Genomic DNA, 17,686 nt, shown 5'->3' with positions numbered 1-17,686 from the left:
TCCTCGTGCCTGAAGCTCGCGCCAGCACCTGATATGCGTATTTTACGCGCCGTATGTAATACGGCGCTTTTTGATGAGAGTTATATCATGACCACCACGCAACGCTTATCGCGGATTAATGCGATTAACTGGAACCGCCTTCAGGATGACAAGGATCTTGAAGTGTGGAACCGTCTGACCAGCAATTTTTGGCTGCCGGAAAAAGTGCCGCTGTCCAACGATATTCAATCGTGGAATACGCTGACTCAGCAAGAAAAGCAGCTGACTATTCGCGTGTTTACAGGGTTGACGCTGCTGGACACCGTTCAGAGTAGCGTTGGTGCGCCGGTACTAATGGAAGATGCCCGCACACCTCATGAAGAAGCGGTATATACCAATATCGCGTTTATGGAGTCAGTGCATGCGCGTTCGTACAGCTCGATTTTCTCAACGCTGTGTGCCACGCGTGATGTGGACGATGCCTTCCGCTGGAGTGAAGAGAATCCCACGCTTCAGGCCAAGTCCGAGCTAATTCTGGAGCGCTATCGCTCCGATGATCCGTTGATGCGTAAAGTGGCCAGCGTTTTCCTGGAGTCGTTTTTATTCTACTCCGGTTTCTATCTGCCCATGTACTGGTCAAGCCATGCCAAGCTGACCAACACCGCTGACCTTATTCGCCTGATCATTCGTGATGAAGCGGTACACGGCTACTATATTGGCTATAAGTTCCAGCAGGCTTTGGCGGAAGCGACACCCGCGCGTCAGCAGGAAGTCAAAGATTATGCGTACGAGCTGCTACTTGAGCTTTACGATAACGAAGTGCGCTACACCGAGTCGCTGTATGACGAGGTTGGCCTCTCTGAAGATGTGAAGAAGTTCCTTCACTACAACGCCAATAAGGCGCTGATGAACCTGGGCTATGAGCCTCTGTTCCCAAGCAGCGTTACCGACGTTGATCCGACGATCATGGCGGCGTTATCGCCCAGTGCTAATGAAAACCATGACTTCTTCTCAGGCTCAGGCTCCTCGTATGTGATTGGTAAAGCCATTGCCACAGAAGATGACGACTGGGCATTCTAATAGCGCTAGCCCGATAAGTGTTAGAGTAAACGGTAAGTGGTAAGTGGTAAGTGGTACGTATAAAAAGAGGGAAGAGCCATGCCAGATGTAACGCCAACAGTCAGCGTAATGAAAATTGTAGCGGCCGTTGTGAGTGATCCCGATGGTCGCCTGCTGCTGGTGCGTAAACAGGACACGGCTTTCTTTATGCAGCCGGGCGGCAAGATCGACCCGGGCGAAACCGCGTTGGCGGCGCTATGCCGTGAGCTTCAAGAAGAGCTAGGTTTGCAGGTCACTGAAGATCGGCTGCTTTCTTTGGGTGTGCAAACGGCACCGGCGGCGAATGAGCCTGGCGTGACTATAGAAGCGCAGCTTTATGGGCTGGTGATTGATGAGCCGGTAGAGGCTGCGGCTGAAATAGCAGAAGCCATATGGGTCAGCCGTGAGCAGGCGTGGGAGCTTCCTCTGGCTCCGCTAACCAAAGACTATGTAATGTTGAACGTTTAAAAGTACCAAGCCTAAGTGGCTAATTCAGCATTATAACCAGGGCGCCAGTAGGCGCCCTTTTTTATATCCGAAAGAAAGCAAAAAGCGCCTTGATGTGAATGATAAATATTGTCATTTATTGTAATGGTGGTAGGCTAGGCACGTAGAGTTTAAACGCAAATCGTTCTTATAACTAATTAGTTTCTAGCGCGGCCATTTTTAAAGCCCGCTAGGCAGTAACGGAGAGTCGACGTGCTGAACAGGCCTTTCTTTGTTTTGCGTGGGTGCTGCCTAGCCTGCGTGCTAGTCAGCGGTACGCTAATGGCAAGCGATGAAACAGCGGGCCAGGCGGCCCAGAGTGTAGAAGCCCAGCAAACCCAAGCGGCTCTGCAACAGCAAATTGACGCAGCCGATGAAGAAACCCGAGAAGCGCTAGAAGAACTGCGCCGTTTGGAGCGTGAAACGCGCCAAATGGATGCCACAAACGCCTCGTTAAGCGTGCGTCTGGCAGAGGAAGCCGAGCGCCAGCAGCGTTTAAATACCGCGCTGGATACGCTCGAAGAGACCCGTGCCGCGCTACCCCTGATCGAGCAGGATATGCAAGAACAGCTAACCCGCTGGATTGAGCGCGACCTGCCGTTTTTACGCGATGAGCGTTTGGCGCGAGTGACAACTTCTGAAGGGCAGCAGGGCGAAGATACGGTTGAGCGCATCAATAGCTTGCTGGAAGCATGGCGAGCCGAGCTGGACTACGGGCGTGAAATCGATAACTGGCGCGGACGTTTGCAGAGCGCTGAAGGCAGCGTGCACGAAGTGGACTATTTGCGCGTAGGCCGTATCGGCTTTTATTACCTGACGCCTGATGCACGTGAAGGGGGCGTTTGGGACGCTGCGAGCAACGAGTGGCAGCCCTTGGATGAACGCGCGCGACGCGAAGTGCGCAACGGTCTGCGTATCGCGGCCGACCAGCGCACACCGGATCTGCTGCGGTTGCCGCTGTCGATCACCGTTTCAGAACAATCTTTTCAGAACAACAGGGAGGTCAGCCATGAGCCTGAATAGCCAGCGTCTTCAGCGTCTGGGCGGCGCCTGCCTGCTGATGGGGCTTCTTGCTGTCAGCGGTGTGTCTTCGGCGCAAAGCGATAGCGTTTCATCACTGCGTGAAGCGCGTCAGGCCGCCGAAATGCGCGACCAGGAGCGCTTGGAAAACTTTCTGGAAGACCAGCAAGCGTTAAACGCCGCGCTTGAAGACGCCCGAGCGGCCCATCAGTCGGCTGAAGAGCGGCGTGAGGCGCTGCAAGCTCAGCAGGCCGAACAGTCTGAGCAGGCCAGTGAATTAACCGCGCGACAAGATGAACAGGGCGAAGCGCTTTCGGGGCTGCTTGCGAACCTTGCCCGGCATAGCACCGAAGTGCGCAGCGCGCTAGGCGAAGAAAGCTGGTTAACCTTGCGGGAGGAAGTGTTGCCACCTCGCCTGGATGATGCCGAAGTGCTTGAGCGTATCCAGCTGGAAGATGTGGTCGATAGTTTGGCCATACTAACGGCAAAAACCGGCCAGGCTGAGCGTTTGGAGCTGCCGGTAGCCGATGCTAGTGGCACTATTGCGCCGCGTGACGTGGTGCGTTTAGGTGATTTTGCCGCGTTTACCGAAACCGCGCTGCTGCGTCAGGATGGCGATAACGACCACTTGGCTGAAGTGCCGCGCACGCCAGCTGAAATTCAGAATGTTCTCGCGGCTTATCATCAGGGTGACAGTCGGGAATTCATGATCGACCCCACTCAGGGGCCTGTTCTACAGGCGCTTTCCCAGCGCCCAAGCCTTTGGGAGCGTTTCCAGCAAGGCGGTTACGTGGGTTACGTGATTGTAGTGCTGGGGGTGTTGGGTCTGCTGGTAGCACTGGTTCAATATATCTATTTAGTACTGCAGAGCGTCCGCGTGCGCCGCCAGCGCCAGTCGCTTGACCAGCTGCAGACGCATAATCCGCTAGGTCGCGTACTGCTACGCTTTAAGGAAATGGATAAGCACCAGACCCCTGAAGCATTGGAAGCGCGCCTGGATGAGGCGGTACTGGCAGAGTTGCCGCGCATTGAGCGGGGCCAGCCGATTGTTAAGCTGCTGGCCGCCATTGCGCCGCTGCTGGGGCTGCTGGGTACGGTAACCGGCATGATCGTAACGTTCCAGGCCATCACCGTGTTTGGTACCGGCGACCCGCAGTTAATGGCTGGGGGGATTAGCCAAGCATTGGTTACCACGGTATTAGGCCTGATTACGGCGGTGCCGTTGCTGTTTGCGCAAACGGCGCTGGCGAGCCGCAGCCGTCATCTAAGTCAAGTGATCGAAGGCGAGGCGAGTGCGACCCTGGCAGATCATTTGGAAGCTCAATCTACTGTTCATGCCACTGCGGTGAATTGATATGCCCACGCTACCTCTCTGGCTTGAACCGGTAGAGCGGCTGGTCGATGCCGGTGGTGCGGTGCTGGTCGTGCTGGCGTTGGTCGCGGTGCTGGTGTTTGGCATGGCGATAGAGCGCTGGTGGTACTACCGCATTACCTGGCGCTCCGCCCGTCGGCAGTTGATTCGCCGCTGGACTGCGCGCAGCGACCACCGCAGCTGGAGCGCGCGTACGCTGCGCCACGTATGGACAGAAGCGCTGGTTGCCAGGCTTCGTCGTCCGCTGCCCTGGTTAAAACTGCTGGTGGCGCTCTGCCCGCTGTTAGGTCTGTTGGGCACCGTCACCGGCATGATTACTGTCTTTGATAGCCTCTCTATGAGTGACACGCATCAGGCGCGCGCCATGGCCGACGGTGTGGCGCGTGCAACGCTGCCCACGTTGACCGGTATGGCGATTGCAGTGGTGGGGCTATTGTTTATTAGTCGTTTAGAGCACGTGATTCGTCGCGAAGACCAGCGGTTACATGACCGCTTGGCACGTGCCTTGGAGGAGAATGATGCGTAGACGCCGTTCAATGGACGCAAACGCAGAAAGCAATGAGGTCAATCTGACGCCCATGCTGGACGTGGTGTTCATTATGCTGATCTTCTTTATCGTAACGACCAGTTTTATTAAAGAAAGCGGTATCGAGATTGAACGCCCAGAATCGAGTGCGGCAAGCCCGCGTCCGGAAGCCCAGGTGCTGGTGGCCATTACTCCTGAAGGCGCCGTTTGGGTGGACGGCAAGCCCGTGGATGTCCATCAGGTCGGGCGCGAAGTGGCCGGAATGTTGACCGAGCAGGGGTCTGCCGTTATCCAGGCGGATCGTGAGTCCACCACGGGGCTGTTGATTGAAGTCATGGACCGCTTGAAAGAGGCTGGCGTTGACCAGGTGGCCGTGGCGGCGAGTCGGAGCGCGCCATGATACGTCATACGGTATCGTTTCTTGTGGGAATTACGTTGGCAGTCGGGCTGTTCTGGCTGCTGGCGCTATTAGTAACACCGCCAGAAAGTGAGCCCGAACAGCCCATAATGACCATGACGATGAATATGGTTGAAGCACCTGAGGTCGCGCCTGAGCAAGAGGCGCCTGCACCTCAGCCTGCACAGGCGGCTCCCCAGCAGGCGCCACCCCCCATGCCAACGCCTGAGCCTCCTCCGGTAACCGATAGCGCTATTACGCTACCTGAGGTCGAGCTGCCCGAGGTGCCCCTCGAGCCGGTTGAAATGGATAATGAGCTGCCGGAGCTAGCGGAAATTACCCCCGAGCCCACGCCCGAGCCAACGCCGCGGCCAGACCCTGCACCGGAGCCAACGCCTGAGCCGCCAGCTGAACCAGCACCTGCCGCGACGCCCACCGAAGCGCCCGCGCCGCGTGAAGCAGCGCCCGTCGCTGAAGCACCGCCGTCTAATGAGCCGGTGAGTGTAGGCCAGGTAGCGCCCACCAACCGCGTCAACCCCACGTACCCCTCACGCGCACAGCGTCGAGGCATGGAAGGGTTTGTTGAGGTGGAATTTATTATTCGGCGTGACGGCAGCGTTGATCGCTCCTCCATTCGGGTAACCAATGCTCAGCCGCGGCGCGTATTTGAAGATGCCGCGCAGGATGCGATTGCGCAATGGCAGTTTGCGGGCAGCCAGCAGATACGGCGCGCCACACAACGCATAGAGTTTCAGTTGAGGTAGCGGTATGCAGCGTTTAGCGTGGATTCTAATGTTCAGCGTGTGGGCTTCTGTCGCCCAGGCCAATGCACCGCTGCCTGGCGATATCATCCGTGATCTGAAAGCCCTGCAGGAGCAGTTGGAGGAGGGTGCGGTTGAGGCGGTGGCCGAGCGCGCTTCCTCCCAGGCCCAGCGCTTAAGTGGAGGCAATGCGTCTGATCGCTGGGCGAGTGCGCTCTATCATCAGCTGGCCGCCGGCGCCCTGGCTCGCCAGGATCAGCCCGCGCAGGCAGCCGACCATTTAGCCGCGGCACGCCAAACCAGTGGCGTTGGTACAGACCAAGCGGCGCGCTGGCTGCGTGAAGAAGCCTCGCTGCGCCGCGCGGCGGGCCAAAATGAGCAGGCGATTGGCTTACTAAGCGAGTGGCTGGATAGCGAGCAGGACACCCAGGCGTTATGGCGATTGGTCGGCTTGATGGCGCAAGAGCAGCAGTGGGACGCCGCCGCTGAGCGGCTGGAGCAAGCCATTGGCCAAACGCCAGAGCTCAACGAAAGCCAGCAAGCGCTGGCGCTTGCCGTAATGCGCCATGCCGGGCAGAACGAGCAGGCACTAAGCTGGCTGGTGGATGGGTTGAGCCCTGATAGTGATATAGAAACCTGGCGTCAGGCGGCAGGGCTTGCCCAGCAGGCAGGTCAGGCCGGTGTGGCGGCGGGTCTTTGGGAAATGGCCTGGCAGTTAGGTAAGCTTGAGACGCCAGAAGATCAGTGGCTGCTTATTCAGCTGCATATGGCCGGAGGAACGCCTGCGCGTGCTGCCGAGCATTTAGCTCAAGCGCTGGAAAACGGCGATGTTGAAAGCGATGAAAAGACGTTACGGCTGCTGGCGACGGCCTGGCAGCAGGCCAGGCACGTCGACAATGCGTTAAGCGCGTGGCAGGCCCTGGCTGAGCAAACCCAGGCAGCCAAGGACTGGCGCCAGTATGGTCAGCTAGCCTATGCCTGGGGAGAGGAAACACAGGCCGAGCAGGCATTAGAGCAGGCCGCTAGCCTGGGGGATGAAGAAGCAAGCCAGTGGCTGAGTAATTTCGACTGAGTGGTTTCGGCTACTAATTAGCCTGGACTAAGGGGGGAGATTGCCTGCGCGCAGTGGCGGCAGGCACTAGCTGGCTAAGCAGACGCTTTTAACGTGATCGCAAAATCGCTCCAGGTCGGCGCATGGTCAGACGGGCGCTCCATGCCACGCATTGCGTAATCGATCCCGGCGGCCTGAACGCAGTCGGCTAAAGGCTGCGTCACGAGAATGTAGTCAATACGCAGGCCACGTTTCGGCTCGCGGTCAAAGCCCTTGGAGCGGTAGTCAAACCAGCTGAACCACTCGTTGTTTTCTGGGTGACAAAGGCGATAGCTGTCGGTGAGGCCCCAGGCTTTAATGCCTTCAAGCCATTCACGCTCAATCGGTTGAAAGCTGGCTTTACCTTCGCGCAGCCAGCGCTTGCGGCTATCTTCGCCAATGCCAATATCCTGATCTTCAGGGGAGATATTAAAATCACCCATTATTGCCAAGCGCTCGTCAGGACGGTGCTGTTCATCAAGCAGCCGCTTTAATTGGCGATAGAACTGCGCCTTGTGCGGAAATTTGGTGGGGTGCTCGACGTTTTCGCCCTGAGGGAAATATCCGTTCCATACGGTGATCGGCTCGCCGTCATCGGCCAGCAGACGTACCCCGATCATGCGTCGCTGGGCGTCTTCGTCATCGTCACTGAATCCGTAAAAAACGTCCTGAGGTTTCTGGCGGCACATCAGTGCCACACCGTAATGACCTTTCTGACCATGGTAATACACGTGGTAACCCATGGCTTCCACATCGGCCAGGGGAAATTCGCTGTCCTGAACTTTGGTTTCCTGCAGGCCAATAACGTCAGGTTGTTGGGTATCAATCAAGGCCTGTAGCTGATGAAGTCGAGCACGAATGCCGTTGATATTGAAAGAAACCAAACGCATTACGATTTATCCTCTGGTTTTTGCTCAGCCCCTTTGTCTGGATGAATCGCAATGTTTTGACCACTTTGCTGGCGGGCCAGTTTTTTAACCGCCTGCAATTTACGCTGCTGCTGCTTTTTTGCTACAAAGCGGCGTGACGGCGCCACCTGATCGGGGTTATCGTGGCGCCACTTTTTGTAATCTTTGCGTCGCCCCGTGCGGATCGTCACCTTGTCGGCCAGCGAACGTGTCTTTTTCTTACGCGTCATGTCGCGCTCCTTACGTCGATTTAAGCCACATTCTAACAGGCTCTGGCCTACCTTCGACAGCAGGACGCGCTCTTAACGCCAACCCCTGATACAATGCGCACTTCGTGATGCCTAATATTCACAGCAATGGACAGATACATAGCCTATGAGCGAGTCGGAACAGACCATAGCATCGGCCCAGAACCGTAAGCCAAAACGCCGCCGTCGGAAACCGCGTCGTCGTCAGTCTAGCTGGGATCTTCGTCAGTTTCAGGTGCCTGCCGTGGCCGGCAAATGGCGCTTCCATGACTTTGATCTGCCGCTACCGCTAATGCGCGCTATCCATGCCCAAGGGTTTGAATACTGCACGCCGATCCAGGCCGAGGCGTTACGCCAAACGCTGCTGGGTGGCGATATTGTCGGTAAAGCGCAGACCGGTACCGGCAAGACCGCAGCGTTTTTAATCTCGGTGCTGGCTTACTTCCTGGAAGAGCCGACGCCTGATGGTCAAAAAGCGGGGGCGCCGCGTGCGCTGATTATTGCGCCTACCCGTGAGCTGGCGCTGCAGATAGAAAAAGATGCCAAAGCGCTAGCCCGCTTCACTCAGTTGAATGTGGCAAGCGTTGTCGGTGGAATGGACTATCAAAAGCAGCGTGAAAGCCTGGGTAAAAAGATCGATATCCTGGTTGCCACCCCGGGCCGCCTGTTGGATTTTCATCAAAAGCGCGATATCGACCTTTCTGAAGTCGAAGTACTGGTGCTGGATGAAGCTGACCGCATGTTGTCGATGGGCTTTATTCCAGACGTGAAGCGTATTATTCGCTACACGCCAAAGACAGAAGAGCGTCAGACGTTCCTGTTTTCGGCAACCTTTACCGACGATATCCTGAATCTGGCCAGTCAGTGGACGCTGAACCCGGCCCACGTTGAGATTGAAGTCACGGTTGAAAACCAGGCCGATATCGACCAGCGCGTTTACCTTGTCTCCGATGACGACAAGCAGCGCCTGCTGGTGAATCTGCTTGAGCAGGAGAGTTTCGAGCGCGTCATGGTATTTGGTAATCGCCGTGACTTGGTTCGCAAGCTGGATGATCTGCTTAAGAAAGCCGGCGTCAGCGTTGCCATGCTGTCCGGTGATGTGCCGCAGAGTCAGCGGATCACCACGCTTGAGCGTTTCCGTGAAGGGGAAATTCAAGTGCTGGTAGCCACCGATGTGGCCGGGCGCGGTATTCATATTGAAGACGTAAGCCACGTCATCAACTATACGCTGCCTGAAGACCCGGAAGACTACGTTCACCGTATTGGCCGTACCGGTCGTGCGGGCGCTAAAGGCGTTTCGATCAGCTTTGTGGGTGAAGAAGATGCCTTCTCGCTGCCGGAAATCGAGCGTTATATCAATGACAAGCTTCCCTGCGAGCATCCGCCGGAAGGCATGCTGTAAAGCGCATGCTCGATAATGCCTTAAAAAGCGATATTCAAGACGCCTACCGTCGCGTGGTGGAAAAGCTCGAGCTTACCCCACGCTACGGGCAGCGGCTGATGATTGCCGAAATTGCCCGTACGCTGGGGGATATCGAAAGCGATAGTGAAGGTAAGCGTGTAAGCGACAGCCATGTATGCGTGCTTGAAGCGGGTACCGGCACGGGAAAAACGCTGGCCTACCTGATCGCCGCCTTGCCGATTGCGAAAGCCCGCGGCAAGCGGCTGGTCATTTCGACAGCGACGGTCGCCCTGCAAGAACAGGTGCTTAACCAGGATCTGCCCGCGCTTGCCAGCCATAGCGGTATTGCCTTTCGTTACGCGCTGGCCAAAGGTCGCGGCCGCTATGTTTGCGTGGCGAAGCTGGATGAGGTGCTGGAAGGCTCTGAACCTAACCCCACGCTTTCGCTATTCGAGCATTCCCTGCAAACCCAAAGCAGTGATTTTACCGTACTGGCTACCGATATGGCGGAAGCCTACGGGCAGGGCGAGTGGGAAGGTGATCGTGATAACTGGCCAGTCGCCATTGAGGATACGCACTGGCGACGGCTTACCGTTGATCATCGCCAATGTACGGGAAGGCGCTGCGGCCATTTTGGCGCCTGCGCTTTTTTTCGCTCGCGGCGTGAACTTGAAAATGCCGACGTCATTGTGGCCAATCATGATCTGGTGCTGGCTGATTTGGCCTTGGGGGGCGGGGCTATTCTGCCCGATCCGGCGGACTGCATTTTTGTCTTCGATGAAGGCCATCACCTGCCCGATAAGGCGCTCTCGCATTTTGCCCATCGATTTGCGGTACACGGCTGTGTGCGCTGGCTAAAAACGCTGAAAAGCAGTTTGACAGATCTGCACCAAGCGCTGGCAATACAGCCAACCATCGCGCGTTTGCTGGCGGGTCTGCCAGAGGTGATTCAGGGTCTTGAGCCGGTGCTTGGCGATGTGTTCAGCGTCGGGCATCAGATTGCCGGCCGGTCCAACGGGCTGTCAGAGGAAGAAAACACCCTGCAGTCGCGCTTTGAAAAGGGCCAGGTGCCCGATGCGCTGCGCGACCAGGCACAGCAACTGCTGGTCATGTTCGCCACGCTTTCGCGGTGTCTGGAGAGTATCAGCGATATTTTACGTGAGAGTCTTGATCCGGATAAACAGACCGGCCTTGATCGCGAGCAGGCCGAAAGCTGGCTACCGCTAGTGGCCTTACTGCATGGCCGGGCGCTTGAGGCCCATGCGCTATGGCAGGCCTTTAGCGAGCAGGACCCGCCCAACGCGCCGCCCAGCGCCAGGTGGGTAACGCTTAGCCGCGTTGCGGGTGAACCTGAAATCGAATTTTCGGCAAGCCCGGTATCGGCCGCCCATACGCTGGCCAAGCATTTATGGGGGCGCTGCCACGGTGCGGTGGTAACGTCGGCTACGCTTACCGCACTGGGTCGGTTTGAACGGCTGCAGGAGCGGGCGGGGCTGGCAAACCGCTACCGTTATCAGGCGCTGCCTAGCCCGTTCAATTATGCTAATGCGGTACTACGGGTGCCCAAAGAGGCTACCGATCCCAGTGACCGGGAAGCGCATGAAAGCGCTATTGTGCAATTTGTAACGCAACTAGCCGATAAAGAGGCTGCCCTGGTGCTGTTTTCGTCACGGGCGCAGCTGCGCGCCGTGGAAAAGGGCCTGCCAGCGGCTATCAAGGAGCGTGTGCTTGCCCAGGATGCGCTGCCCAAACGGGAGCTCATCACTCAGCACCGCGCGGCGGTTGATAAAGGTAAGGGGAGTATTATTTTCGGGCTGGCAAGCTTTGCCGAAGGTATCGACCTGCCTGGAGATTATCTGACCCACGTGGTGATTACCCGGCTGCCGTTTGCGGTGCCCGATGACCCCGTGGGCGCAACGCTTGCCGAATGGATTGAAAGTCAGGGGGGAAACTCTTTTATGCGGATCAGCGTACCTGATGCTTCCATCAAACTGGTGCAGGCCTGCGGGCGACTCATTCGTAAAGAGAGTGACCACGGGACGATTACACTGCTTGATAAGCGTGTGATAACTCGCCGCTATGGTCAGGCGCTGTTAGATGCGTTGCCGCCATTTCGAAGAGAAATACACTAACCTTACCCCGCTGCGAAGCTTACTGCAGTGGGGTAAGGCAAGGCATCGTTACACAGTAATACGCTTGGCTAATACCGACGCCAGTTTATCGTTCATACGCTTAAAGGCATCAACGGTGGTATCCCAGTCGATACACGCATCAGTAATTGAGACGCCATACGCTAGCTGGCTGAGGTCGGCAGGTACTTTCTGACTTCCCCAGCCGATGTTGGACTCTATCATCAGGCCGATGATGGATGTGTTACCTTCCAGAATCTGATTAGTAACATTTTCCAAGACTAGTGGCTGCAGAGCAGGGTCTTTGTTTGAGTTAGCGTGGGAGCAGTCGATCATGATGTTGGGCGAAATATTGGCTTTTTTAAGCTCTTTTTCCGCCAGGGCGACGCTTACGCTATCGTAGTTGGGTTTGCCGTTACCGCCGCGTAGCACGACGTGGCCGTAGGCATTGCCCCGAGTGCGAATAACCGATACCTGACCTGCCTGGTTAATGCCCAAGAAATTGTGTGGGTTGGCAACGGACTGCAGCGCGTTGATGGCAACATCCAGACTGCCGTCGGTGCCGTTTTTAAAACCGACTGGCGAGGAAAGACCGGAAGCCATTTCGCGGTGGGTTTGTGATTCTGTGGTACGCGCGCCCACGGCAGACCAGCTGATACAGTCTTGAAGATACTGGGGCGAAATGGGGTCAAGTGCTTCTGTGGCAAGCGGTAAACCAAGCTCCGCCAGGTCAACGAGCAGCTTGCGAGCAATGTGCAGTCCTTCATCGATCTCAAACGAGTCGTTAAGGTGCGGGTCGTTGATCAGGCCTTTCCAGCCAACGGTGGTGCGCGGTTTTTCAAAGTAAACGCGCATCACGATGTACAGGCTATCACTTACCTGGTCGGCCAGTGTGCGAAGGCGACGGGCATAATCCAGGGCTGCCTCAACATCATGGATGGAGCAGGGGCCGACCACAACCAATAGGCGGGGGTCTTTGCCATCCAGGATATTTTGGATAGTCTGGCGCCCTTCTATAACCGTGCGTTCAGCCGCGTCGGTAAGAGGAACGGCCTGTTTAAGCGCGTCCGGCGTCGTGAGAACATCCTGAGCGAGGACGTTAAGATTGTGAACCTGCTGTTCTGACATCTAGCTACCTATGCTTGCGCAATGAACGGAAAATGGCACCTACTATGGCGTGTCACAGTGGTAAAAATCAATTATTGAGGAACTTGGCAGCGTTGAACAGTGTCAGCTCCTGGATTTTGCAAGTAGGGGGTAAGCGCTTGATGCGTCGCACAGAACGCGTAACACTTAGCGCTATGAATCATTTATGGGGCATTGTTTTGTTAGCCTCTTTCATCACTATCATTAATTAATCCCCAAGGGACACTATGTTGCTTGCTGTGAAGGCCCGCGCAAAGGGGCTAATAGGAATAAGGCTCGACGCACGTCGTACGAGCTGGAGGAGCGTGTGAATGGGCACTCGGGAAACGGACCAACAGCTTGTCGAACGTGCCCAAAAAGGCGATACGCGCGCTTTTGATCTGCTGGTAAAAAAATATCAGCATAAAATTATTGGGTTGATCGGACGCTACGTACATGATCACTCGGAAGTTCAGGACGTGGCGCAAGAGGCATTTATCAAGGCGTACCGGGCGCTGGGTAAATTTCGTGCCGAGAGCGCTTTTTATACCTGGATGTACCGGATCGCCATCAACACGGCTAAAAACCACCTAGTGTCACGTGGTCGTCGCCCGCCCGGTAGCGACCTGGATATTGTCGATGCCGAAATTGTTGATCAAAGCGGTCGGCTGGCCGATGCCGAGTCGCCGGAAGCCGCCATTGCCCGTGATCAGCTTGAGGCAGCGGTTTATGAGGCGATTGAAAACCTACCGGATGATCTACGTACCGCCATTACGTTACGTGAGCTTGATGGCCTGGCGTATGAAGATATTGCCCAGATAATGCAGTGCCCGGTGGGAACCGTGCGCTCACGAATTTTCCGTGCTCGTGAAGCGGTGGATGAACATATTCGCCCTTTGGTGACTACCGCACGGAACAGTCGTGACGATTAATGGTCAATAACAGCAGTACCCAATAGCGTATTTTGCGCATTAGACCTTGTCGGGTAGCTAACGGATTGGTCACAAATAATTACGTTTTTACTTTTTTTGTGAACTGTCTGGAAAGTGGAGCGTCATACAGGCTGACCGCTTTCGATAAGCGGAAGAGAGTTAACAGCCGTGACGCTATTTACAGCAGCGCCTTAAGCAACAAGCCCTAAGTTAGAACTAACGTAAGTGCTTATTGCAGGGCAAGTTGTTCAGGTCTTAGCCTGTGAAGTTATTACAGCGGTCACTGCTTATTTGCCGTACTGCGGTAGGACTTCATTTAACACAGTGTGAGGGTGTGAAGTATGAGTCAAAACACACGGGAATCACTTTCAGCATTAATGGATAGCGAAAGTGATGAGCTGGAACTACGCCGAGTGTTGAAGGCACTACCAAATGACGCTGACGCGGCAGATACGTGGCGACGTTACCACTTGGCCCGCAGCATGATGCAGCGTGAGCAAGGCGTGGATATCAGCGTTGATCTGTCGGCCGGTATTATGGCGCGTTTGCAAGACGAGCCTGCGCCGCTGCTTGATGATGCTCAAGAACGCGCTCCCATGCGCTCAAACGGTATCTCTTTTGCACGGGGTGCGGGTGTGGCCGCTGCTGTATCTTTGATGGTGATCACTGGTGTGCAGTTTTTAGGTAACGGTAACAGCAGTGGCACGGGTGTTAGCACTGGCGGCGACATGGCGGTGACTGCATCAAACGGCGGCTCTATGGCTGGGCAGGTGCAGCCGGTAAGCCTGGGCGCTTCTCAGCCTGCCTCCGTGATGTCTGCCAACATGCCCATGTTTGAACCGACGCCGTTCAGGCTAACGGGGCAGTCGCAAAGCGGCTTTATGAATGTAAGCGATGCGGGCTTTGAGTCGGCAGCCGTGCCGCAAACTGCCACCATGCAACAAAGTACTGCCATTGATGTTGATCAAATAAGGCTTCTGCAGTCGTATTTGGAGCAGCACTCTCAAGGTGCCGCTTACGGTAATGGCGACAGCTGGATGCCGTTGATGCGTTCTTCTTCCGTCACTGAGCCGCTGGGTCAGCGTTGATAGCGCTGGCTTAATAAGGCGACGATCGTTAGTGAAGGAATACCCCGCATGATGGTAACTTGGCGAAGCAGGCTGGTGGCTCTGGGCGCATTAATGAGCGTCAGCCTGTTGCCTTTACAGGCGTATGCACAAAGCGATACCCAGAACCTTTGTGTTGATACGTCTGCTGCTGAAACGCCCGCCAGCATTGAGCAGTGGCTCGAACGAAGTTTACAGGCGAGCCACTGCTATACCTTCCAGGCCAGAGCGGTGGCGATTAATTCTATCGATGTGCGCACGTTAGCGCTTTCCCATCGCATTCAGGATGGCATCCGCCAGCAGGTGGTGCAGCAACTTGATGGGCCTTCCATCAGTGTTGAGCGCCGCTCGCGAGTAGGGCAGCTAGCCTGGAAAGCTAATGGAAGCAATGGCTTTCCTTCGCTAAAAGGTTGGACGGAGCACACGTCAGAGGTTTACGACATTAGTTTAGAAGAGGGCGCGCGTGTTGCTGGGCGAGACGCGGTGAAGTTGCGCTTTGAACCGCATGATAATCAGCGCTATACCCATGAATGGTGGTTAGATAACGCCACGGGACTGTTGCTTAAGCACGTGCTCAGTGATCCTACCGACCGAATTCTCGAAACCTTTCAGGTAACCCAGCTGCATGAGCCCGAGCGCTACGAGGGGCAAATTGTCGTGGACGCCACGCAACCCGCCTCTGAGCCATCTTGGCATGCAGAGTGGTTGCCCGAAGGTTTTGTCGCGCAGCCCGTTTCCGCGCGAGATGAAGAGGCGCATCAACGCCTGTATAGCGATGGCTTGGCAACGGTAAGTATTTTTGCTGAGCCGCAGGCTGGCACACAAAATCTTAAAAGTGGCGTTAGCCAAATTGGTGTCTCCTCGATTGCGGTTGAAGCGCATACCCAAGGTGACTTGCAATGGCAGTTGGTAGGCATTGGTGAAGTCCCTCCGTCCATGCTTCAGCGTATCGTTCATTCGGTCGAGTTTGATTAAACGTCGTTAACGGTTGATGCCCTTTACTATTAATGTCCTTTACTACGAGTAAATTACGTCAGAGTAATGTGCAGTGATTAAGCCCTCATGTGATGCCTTAACGCGTTATGGAAACGTCGTCGGCTATACCCAGCATGGATTGTTAGTCGATGTATCGATTAAAGAGACGTGTCAGCAGTGTGCTCAGGGTCGAGGTTGTGGCATGGGCATACTGGCCCGGCAGCAACGCCAGTGCATCGAAGTAATCTCTTCCCATCCTGTCCTCTTACTTGGCGAGCGCTATCCGCTGGGTAGCCCAGTAACGCTTTGCCTTGAGCGCTCAGATATAACGTTGTTGGCGTTACTCATCTATGCGTTGCCGCTTTTATTGGCACTGGCGTTATCTGGATGTCTGGTTGCGCTAAGGGTGACGGATTGGATCGTGCCTGCCAGCTTTTTTGCAACCCTGTTAATCGGGGTGGTAGGTTTAAAGCATTTGCTTAGCGGGCGAACGGAACGCTTTCGCCCCCGGTTGGTCAGTTAATTGTCCTGCACCTCGCATGAGTTGCATTTCTTTTCGTTTGATGTCTGCTTTAGTAGGAGCTCTTGCATGAAGCGCTTGGTTCTCCCCTCGGCACTATGGCTATGCCTGATGGCACTCTTGACGGTAGGTCAAAGTGCTTACGCTTATGATTTACCTGATTTTACAGAGCTGGTTGAGGACGCCGCCCCTGGAGTCGTCAATATCTCAACAAGCCGTACCGTTCAACGTAGTAATGCTCCTTCTATTGGGGGATTCGGCGGGCAGGAAATTCCGGAAATTTTTCGGCATTTCTTTGGCGATAGTTTTGGCGATAGTTTCCCCTCGCCGCCAGGGAGTGGCCCGGGGCGTAGCGAAGAGCGCCAATCGCTGGGTTCCGGGTTTGTAATTAGCGAAGACGGCTATGTCATGACGAATGCCCACGTGGTGCAGGATGCCGATGAAATTCTGGTGCGTTTAAATGACCGTCGTGAACTTCCCGCTGAGCTCGTTGGTAGCGATGCCCAGACGGATGTGGCCTTATTAAAAATTGAAGCAACCGGTTTGCCCGTTCTAAACCTGGGTAATTCTGATAATTTGAAAGTGGGCGAGTGGGTCGCTGCCATCGGTTCTCCCTTTGGTTTTGACCATTCGGTAACCGCTGGCATTGTGAGCGCGATTAATCGTACGCTGCCGCGGGATGCTTACGTTCCGTTTATTCAAACCGATGTGGCGATAAATCCCGGTAACTCAGGTGGCCCGCTGTTTAATCTGGACGGCGAAGTGGTCGGGATTAACTCGCAAATCTTTACCCGCAGCGGCGGCTTTATGGGGCTCTCGTTTGCGATTCCGATTAATGTGGCCATGGACGTTGCCGACCAGCTGCGCGAAGGCGGCCACGTTGACCGCGGCTGGCTGGGTGTCATGATTCAACCGGTGTCGCGTGATTTAGCCGAATCGTTTGGTATGGAAAACGCCAGTGGCGCGCTAATTGCGGATCTAGACCCCGAAGGCCCCGCGGCCCAAGGTGGCTTACGTGCAGGCGATGTGATCATTAGCGTTAATGGGGATGAGGTCGATCGTTCAAGCTCATTGCCGCGTTTGATTGGTCGTGCAGCTCCAGGCAGTGAGGTAGAACTGACCTTGATGCGCGATGGCGAACAGGTCACCGAAACCGTTGAACTGGGCCATTGGCCGGATTCTGAAAAGGCCGAGGGCGAGGGCAGCAATAACCAGGTTCGCTTAGGTATTTCGGTCGCTGAGCTTGACGATACCGTGCGTGAGCGCTTGAGCATCGATGGAGGTGTTGAAGTTCGCCAGGTTGAGCCGGGTAGCGTTGCCGCACAGGCGGGCCTGCAAGTGGGTGATGTACTGGTAAGCATTGACCACCGGGGTGTGTCATCAGCCGATGAGCTGCTAAGCATTGTTGAAGGACTGCCTAGCGATCGGGCAATTCCACTGCGTATTTATCGTGATGGTCGCTCACTGTTTGTCGCTCTGCGCCTAGAATAAACGCTTTTCCTGCCTATTCAGTCCGGCGGTTCACGCCGGACTGCTGTTCCTATCCCCCGCATATCGCTACAATAGCGCTTATCTTTTTAACGAAAATAGATAAAGCGGCCAATGGGCCGAC

18 protein-coding genes are annotated in these 17,686 nt (G+C 55.6%); 15 read left to right on the top strand and 3 right to left on the bottom strand.

All coding sequences use genetic code 11. The annotated features are described in order from the left end of the window. The first annotated feature begins 87 nt into the window (after nucleotides 1–87). The 8 genes from nrdF to ACT3XD_RS00155 all read left to right on the top strand — a co-directional run bounded on the left by nrdF (nucleotide 88) and on the right by ACT3XD_RS00155 (nucleotide 6,711). The gene (gene nrdF / locus ACT3XD_RS00190; RefSeq protein WP_192538865.1) at nucleotides 88–1,059 is read left to right on the top strand and encodes a class 1b ribonucleoside-diphosphate reductase subunit beta; all 972 of its coding nucleotides are present in this window, start codon (nucleotides 88–90) and stop codon (nucleotides 1,057–1,059) included. Between the two features lie 78 nt (nucleotides 1,060–1,137). Then, on the top strand, nucleotides 1,138–1,545 hold the full coding sequence (locus ACT3XD_RS00185; RefSeq protein WP_192538866.1) for an NUDIX hydrolase: 408 nt from the start codon (nucleotides 1,138–1,140) through the stop codon (nucleotides 1,543–1,545). Between the two features lie 231 nt (nucleotides 1,546–1,776). Then, entirely contained in the window at nucleotides 1,777–2,586 is an 810-nt protein-coding gene (locus ACT3XD_RS00180) for a DUF3450 domain-containing protein (protein WP_192538867.1), read from the top strand. Further along, nucleotides 2,573–3,937 carry a MotA/TolQ/ExbB proton channel family protein gene (locus ACT3XD_RS00175; protein ID WP_192538868.1) on the top strand — a complete coding sequence of 455 codons (1,365 nt, stop codon included), beginning with the start codon at nucleotides 2,573–2,575 and terminating at the stop codon, nucleotides 3,935–3,937. The genes ACT3XD_RS00180 and ACT3XD_RS00175 overlap by 14 nt, the downstream gene beginning before the upstream one ends. Before the next feature lies 1 nt (nucleotide 3,938). Then, nucleotides 3,939–4,481 (top strand): MotA/TolQ/ExbB proton channel family protein, encoded by a 543-nt coding sequence (locus ACT3XD_RS00170; RefSeq protein WP_018915829.1) that lies wholly within the window; start codon nucleotides 3,939–3,941, stop codon nucleotides 4,479–4,481. After that, a complete protein-coding gene (locus ACT3XD_RS00165; protein ID WP_192538869.1) occupies nucleotides 4,474–4,881 on the top strand; it encodes an ExbD/TolR family protein in 408 nt (135 codons plus the stop codon). Before ACT3XD_RS00170 ends, ACT3XD_RS00165 begins: the two co-directional genes overlap by 8 nt. Then, nucleotides 4,878–5,642, top strand: coding sequence for an energy transducer TonB (locus ACT3XD_RS00160; RefSeq protein ID WP_192538870.1), 765 nt, complete (start codon nucleotides 4,878–4,880; stop codon nucleotides 5,640–5,642). The genes ACT3XD_RS00165 and ACT3XD_RS00160 overlap by 4 nt, the downstream gene beginning before the upstream one ends. Nucleotides 5,643–5,646: 4 nt before the next feature. Next, the gene (locus tag ACT3XD_RS00155) at nucleotides 5,647–6,711 is read left to right on the top strand and encodes a tetratricopeptide repeat protein (protein WP_192538871.1); all 1,065 of its coding nucleotides are present in this window, start codon (nucleotides 5,647–5,649) and stop codon (nucleotides 6,709–6,711) included. Between the two features lie 74 nt (nucleotides 6,712–6,785). On the opposite strand, the gene xthA is transcribed toward ACT3XD_RS00155, so the two are convergent. Together xthA and ACT3XD_RS00145 are read right to left on the bottom strand one after the other, a co-directional pair. Next, nucleotides 6,786–7,619 carry an exodeoxyribonuclease III gene (gene xthA / locus ACT3XD_RS00150; protein ID WP_192538872.1) on the bottom strand — a complete coding sequence of 278 codons (834 nt, stop codon included), beginning with the start codon at nucleotides 7,617–7,619 and terminating at the stop codon, nucleotides 6,786–6,788. Next, nucleotides 7,619–7,867 (bottom strand): hypothetical protein, encoded by a 249-nt coding sequence (locus tag ACT3XD_RS00145; RefSeq protein WP_018915834.1) that lies wholly within the window; start codon nucleotides 7,865–7,867, stop codon nucleotides 7,619–7,621. The genes xthA and ACT3XD_RS00145 overlap by 1 nt, the downstream gene beginning before the upstream one ends. A 145-nt stretch (nucleotides 7,868–8,012) precedes the next feature. On the opposite strand from ACT3XD_RS00145, the gene rhlB reads away from it, so the two are divergent. After that, nucleotides 8,013–9,287, top strand: a complete 1,275-nt coding sequence (gene rhlB / locus ACT3XD_RS00140) for an ATP-dependent RNA helicase RhlB (protein ID WP_018915835.1) — start codon at nucleotides 8,013–8,015, stop codon at nucleotides 9,285–9,287. A gap of 5 nt (nucleotides 9,288–9,292) precedes the next feature. Further along, nucleotides 9,293–11,419, top strand: coding sequence for an ATP-dependent DNA helicase DinG (dinG, locus tag ACT3XD_RS00135; RefSeq protein ID WP_192538873.1), 2,127 nt, complete (start codon nucleotides 9,293–9,295; stop codon nucleotides 11,417–11,419). A 48-nt stretch (nucleotides 11,420–11,467) separates the two neighbouring features. Here dinG and ACT3XD_RS00130 read toward each other — a convergent pair whose 3' ends face one another. Further along, entirely contained in the window at nucleotides 11,468–12,544 is a 1,077-nt protein-coding gene (locus ACT3XD_RS00130; RefSeq protein WP_192538874.1) for a 3-deoxy-7-phosphoheptulonate synthase, read from the bottom strand. Between the two features lie 329 nt (nucleotides 12,545–12,873). Between ACT3XD_RS00130 and rpoE the strand changes: the two genes are divergently transcribed. From rpoE to ACT3XD_RS00105, 5 genes are all read left to right on the top strand, one after another. Then, nucleotides 12,874–13,473, top strand: coding sequence for an RNA polymerase sigma factor RpoE (rpoE, locus tag ACT3XD_RS00125; protein WP_018915838.1), 600 nt, complete (start codon nucleotides 12,874–12,876; stop codon nucleotides 13,471–13,473). A 341-nt stretch (nucleotides 13,474–13,814) separates the two neighbouring features. Next, entirely contained in the window at nucleotides 13,815–14,561 is a 747-nt protein-coding gene (locus ACT3XD_RS00120) for a sigma-E factor negative regulatory protein (protein ID WP_192538875.1), read from the top strand. A gap of 48 nt (nucleotides 14,562–14,609) precedes the next feature. Next, nucleotides 14,610–15,554 (top strand): MucB/RseB C-terminal domain-containing protein, encoded by a 945-nt coding sequence (locus ACT3XD_RS00115; RefSeq protein ID WP_192538876.1) that lies wholly within the window; start codon nucleotides 14,610–14,612, stop codon nucleotides 15,552–15,554. A gap of 73 nt (nucleotides 15,555–15,627) precedes the next feature. Beyond that, a complete protein-coding gene (locus ACT3XD_RS00110; RefSeq protein ID WP_192538877.1) occupies nucleotides 15,628–16,077 on the top strand; it encodes a SoxR reducing system RseC family protein in 450 nt (149 codons plus the stop codon). 66 nt (nucleotides 16,078–16,143) lie between these two features. Next, the gene (locus tag ACT3XD_RS00105) at nucleotides 16,144–17,565 is read left to right on the top strand and encodes a DegQ family serine endoprotease (protein ID WP_192538878.1); all 1,422 of its coding nucleotides are present in this window, start codon (nucleotides 16,144–16,146) and stop codon (nucleotides 17,563–17,565) included. Nucleotides 17,566–17,686 lie beyond the last annotated feature (121 nt).

Origin of the sequence: Halomonas sp. AOP7-B1-5, assembly GCF_052353045.1 — a bacterium.
In the GTDB taxonomy this organism is placed as follows: domain Bacteria; phylum Pseudomonadota; class Gammaproteobacteria; order Pseudomonadales; family Halomonadaceae; genus Vreelandella; species Vreelandella colorata.
This window is presented reverse-complemented; position numbering and strand designations above follow the sequence as displayed.

Coding starts and splice junctions, on each gene's coding strand:
- nrdF (WP_192538865.1), top strand. CDS start 88: ATGACCACCACGCAACGCTTATCGCGGATTAATGCGATTAACTGGAAC.
- ACT3XD_RS00185 (WP_192538866.1), top strand. CDS start 1,138: ATGCCAGATGTAACGCCAACAGTCAGCGTAATGAAAATTGTAGCGGCC.
- ACT3XD_RS00175 (WP_192538868.1), top strand. CDS start 2,573: ATGAGCCTGAATAGCCAGCGTCTTCAGCGTCTGGGCGGCGCCTGCCTG.
- ACT3XD_RS00170 (WP_018915829.1), top strand. CDS start 3,939: ATGCCCACGCTACCTCTCTGGCTTGAACCGGTAGAGCGGCTGGTCGAT.
- ACT3XD_RS00165 (WP_192538869.1), top strand. CDS start 4,474: ATGCGTAGACGCCGTTCAATGGACGCAAACGCAGAAAGCAATGAGGTC.
- ACT3XD_RS00160 (WP_192538870.1), top strand. CDS start 4,878: ATGATACGTCATACGGTATCGTTTCTTGTGGGAATTACGTTGGCAGTC.
- ACT3XD_RS00155 (WP_192538871.1), top strand. CDS start 5,647: ATGCAGCGTTTAGCGTGGATTCTAATGTTCAGCGTGTGGGCTTCTGTC.
- xthA (WP_192538872.1), bottom strand. CDS start 7,619: ATGCGTTTGGTTTCTTTCAATATCAACGGCATTCGTGCTCGACTTCAT.
- ACT3XD_RS00145 (WP_018915834.1), bottom strand. CDS start 7,867: ATGACGCGTAAGAAAAAGACACGTTCGCTGGCCGACAAGGTGACGATC.
- rhlB (WP_018915835.1), top strand. CDS start 8,013: ATGAGCGAGTCGGAACAGACCATAGCATCGGCCCAGAACCGTAAGCCA.
- dinG (WP_192538873.1), top strand. CDS start 9,293: ATGCTCGATAATGCCTTAAAAAGCGATATTCAAGACGCCTACCGTCGC.
- ACT3XD_RS00130 (WP_192538874.1), bottom strand. CDS start 12,544: ATGTCAGAACAGCAGGTTCACAATCTTAACGTCCTCGCTCAGGATGTT.
- rpoE (WP_018915838.1), top strand. CDS start 12,874: ATGGGCACTCGGGAAACGGACCAACAGCTTGTCGAACGTGCCCAAAAA.
- ACT3XD_RS00120 (WP_192538875.1), top strand. CDS start 13,815: ATGAGTCAAAACACACGGGAATCACTTTCAGCATTAATGGATAGCGAA.
- ACT3XD_RS00115 (WP_192538876.1), top strand. CDS start 14,610: ATGATGGTAACTTGGCGAAGCAGGCTGGTGGCTCTGGGCGCATTAATG.
- ACT3XD_RS00105 (WP_192538878.1), top strand. CDS start 16,144: ATGAAGCGCTTGGTTCTCCCCTCGGCACTATGGCTATGCCTGATGGCA.